The following is a 3,336-nucleotide window of genomic DNA, read 5'->3' on the forward strand; positions in this document are numbered from 1 at the left end:
ATCCCTTGATACATCCTGATTTAATGTTTACCCGTGTCTTTGGTGATAGCATTGAGTCTGTAGTAAATGAAGAAAGACGTTTATTTTATGTGGCTTTAACTCGTGCAGTTGAAACTTTATTTATTATTACAGAAAGTACAAATTCATCACCTTTTTTTGACGAATTAAACAGGAGAACAGAAATTTCTATATTAAATTGGTCAGATTATCAAACTTTTATTGGTGTGGGGACTGTACAGTATATTACTGTTAAAGTTGGTAATCAAATTGGTAAAGGTAGCAATGGTACTTACACAATTAGCCATTTGTTGAAAGCTGAAGGTTATGAATGGAATAAAACAAAAAAAGTTTGGTATCGTACCTATCCAGCAGAAGGTTTTTCAATTCCAGAATATTTTAATAATGCAAATTGTATTTCTCAAGCTGTGGGAATTGAAGTGCGGTTTTATGACGACGCGGAAAATGAATTAGCATTTTATCATATTGACTAATATAGCTATGAATATATGTTAAAATTGGATTACCATAAATAGTGGAAAATTATTGCAATGGAAATTACTAAACTATCAACTCAAGGTCAAATTACTATTCCCCAAGTTTTAAGAGATCAGTATCATTGGCAAGATGGACAGGAATTAATAATAATTAATTTAGGGGATGGAATTTTATTAAAGCCTAAAAAAACTTTTCCAGAAACAAAATTAGATGATGCTGCTGGTTGTTTGAATTATCAAGGAAAAGCCAAAACAATTGAAGAAATGGAACAAGCGGTAGCACAGGGAATAGAAGAATTAGGTCATCAATGATTGCTATTGATACTAACATTATGTTTAGAGATGAAAAATTTATTAAAAAGTCTCAAAATTTTACAGTGTTTAACAACTTTTTAAAATGAAAACAGACAGCATATTTTACCGATTATTTCAAGAAATACCCAGCATATTTTTTGAACTGATTGGTAACTCTCCCCAACTAGCAGAACTTTATCAATTTTCATCAGTTGAAGTTAAACAAACAGCCTTGAGAATAGATGGAGTTTTCTTCCCTAACCACAATACAGATAACCCCATCTACTTTTTAGAAGTACAATTTCAATCAGATAAGGATCTCTACCATAGACTTTTTAGCGAAATATTTCTTTACATTCGCCAAAACAACCCCAAAAATCATTGGAGTGCTGTAGTTATCTATCCAACCCGCAGCATAGATACACAAGATATTCAGCATTATCAAGAATTCTTCACCAGTCAACGAGTGAGAGTGATTTATCTCGATGAATTAGCAGAAACAACATCTTTACCCATTGGTATTGCTACAATAAAACTAATCATCGCTAACGCAGATAATTCCATTACCCAAGCTAGAGAATTAATCACCAGAACTAAACAAGAGATAAATTCTCAACTTCAACAGCAACAACTCTTACAAATCATCGAGACAATTTTAATTTACAAGTTTCCAAGAATGAATAGGGAGGAAATAGAAGCCATGTTTGGATTAAGTGAGTTAAAACAAACCCGATTTTATCAAGAAGCAAAAGAAGAAGGTGAACACAAAGCTAAGTTAGACGCAGTTCCTGGTTTGATAGGATTAGGTTTAACTAAAGAACAAATCGCACAAGTTTTAAATTTAAGTTTGGCAGAAATTAGCCAGATTATCCAACAGCAGAATATCAACACAAAGGACAAATAAACATGATTTAATCAGTTCCAGAAAATACTACTGTTGAAGAAAAGGAGATTACCTAATCAATAGAATTAAACAAGAGATAGATTCTCCACTTCAACAGTAATACGTATTACAAATCATCTAAACCAGTTTAGTGTATAGAACTTCACAAAAATAAATCTTCAATGAAAGTGACACAAAAAATGATAAGGTGAATAACTTTAAAATACCCTATCGTTTATCAGTATGTCAGTCTCTATCACTATCTCTCAACTGCTTGAAGTTCTTATCGCTGAACCTGTGAATGTATCTGTATCTACCTTAACTCAGTTGGCTATGGGGATACAAACAGATACCCGCATTTTGCAACCAGGGGAAGTGTTTTTGGCTTTGCGAGGAGAAAAGTTTGACGGACATGATTTTGTACCCACAGCGATCGCTCAAGGGGCTATAGTTGCAATAGTTGATCATCATTACGAAAATCCCGGTTTTCCGGTTTTGCGGGTTAAAGATACTTTAAAGGCATATCAACAAATTGCTAAATGGTGGCGTGAAAGCTTTGCTATTCCTGTCATTGGCATCACAGGTTCAGTCGGGAAAACCACAACCAAAGAATTAATTTCCGCAGTTTTAGCCACAAAAGGCAAAGTTCATAAAACCTACGGGAATTTTAATAATGAAATAGGTGTTCCCAAAACCCTGTTAGAAATGGGTAGAGAAAATAACTTTGCTGTCATCGAAATGGCTATGCGGGGAAGGGGACAAATTGCCGAATTGACAGAAATTGCTAAACCGACAATTGGGGTAATTACTAATGTAGGCACGGCGCATATTGAGTTACTTGGTTCAGAAGAAGCCATTGCAGAAGCTAAATGTGAATTATTAGCAACCATGCCAAATGATAGTATTGCTATTCTTAATTATGATAATCCATTATTAATGGAAACGGCAGCGAAGTTCTGGCAGGGTAAAGTTATCAGTTATGGTTTTTCTGGTGGCGATATTCAAGGAGAATTAACTGATAATGAAACTGTAGAAGTTGCAGGAATGCGTCTACCTTTACCTTTACCCGGTCGTCATAATGCTACCAATTTTTTAGCAGCTTTAGCAGTAGCCAAGGTATTAGAAATTGATTGGCAATTATTACAATCTGGTATTATGGTAAATATGCCCACAGGTAGAAGTCAACGCTTTACTTTAGCTAATGATGTGGTGATTTTAGATGAAACCTATAATGCCGCCCCAGAAGCCATGTTAGCAGCTTTGCAGTTGTTAGCAGACACACCCGGAAAGCGAAAAATTGCGGTTTTAGGGGCAATGAAAGAACTAGGAGAAAGATCCCCAGAACTTCATCGAAAAGTTGGAGAAATGGTCAAGAATTTGCATCTGGATGGTTTATTGGTATTAGTTGATGGTCAAGATGCGGAAATTATTGCTAATAGTGCCGATAATATATCTTGCGAATGTTTCACAAATCATGCTGATTTGGTAACAAGATTAAAAACATTTATGCAAACAGGCGATCGCTTATTATTCAAAGCCGCCCATTCTGTGGGATTAGATCGAGTTGTTAACCAATTGCGGGCAGAATTTACCAATTAAAAATTCCTGGTATTTCAGACAAAACAAACTTAATTAAGTCTGGTTTTTCGGATAAATATAATACAC

4 protein-coding genes are annotated in these 3,336 nt (G+C 34.8%); all 4 read left to right on the plus strand.

From position 1 onward, the window contains the following. On the plus strand, positions 1-491 hold a 491-nt coding region (locus tag IQ228_RS23420; RefSeq protein WP_304511123.1), incomplete at its 5' end, for a 3'-5' exonuclease. A gap of 57 nt (positions 492-548) precedes the next feature. Next, complete coding sequence (locus IQ228_RS23425) at positions 549-806, plus strand: AbrB/MazE/SpoVT family DNA-binding domain-containing protein (RefSeq protein ID WP_168496685.1); 258 nt, start codon at positions 549-551, stop codon at positions 804-806. An 85-nt stretch (positions 807-891) separates the two neighbouring features. Further along, positions 892-1,692, plus strand: coding sequence for an Rpn family recombination-promoting nuclease/putative transposase (locus IQ228_RS23430; protein ID WP_193964609.1), 801 nt, complete (start codon positions 892-894; stop codon positions 1,690-1,692). Between the two features lie 222 nt (positions 1,693-1,914). Beyond that, on the plus strand, positions 1,915-3,270 hold the full coding sequence (gene murF, locus IQ228_RS23435) for a UDP-N-acetylmuramoyl-tripeptide--D-alanyl-D-alanine ligase (protein ID WP_193964611.1): 1,356 nt from the start codon (positions 1,915-1,917) through the stop codon (positions 3,268-3,270). Positions 3,271-3,336 lie beyond the last annotated feature (66 nt).

The sequence above is a fragment of the Dolichospermum sp. LEGE 00246 genome (assembly GCF_015207865.1).
Taxonomy (GTDB): domain Bacteria; phylum Cyanobacteriota; class Cyanobacteriia; order Cyanobacteriales; family Nostocaceae; genus Dolichospermum; species Dolichospermum heterosporum.

Coding starts and splice junctions, on each gene's coding strand:
- IQ228_RS23425 (WP_168496685.1), top strand. CDS start 549: ATGGAAATTACTAAACTATCAACTCAAGGTCAAATTACTATTCCCCAA.
- IQ228_RS23430 (WP_193964609.1), top strand. CDS start 892: ATGAAAACAGACAGCATATTTTACCGATTATTTCAAGAAATACCCAGC.
- murF (WP_193964611.1), top strand. CDS start 1,915: ATGTCAGTCTCTATCACTATCTCTCAACTGCTTGAAGTTCTTATCGCT.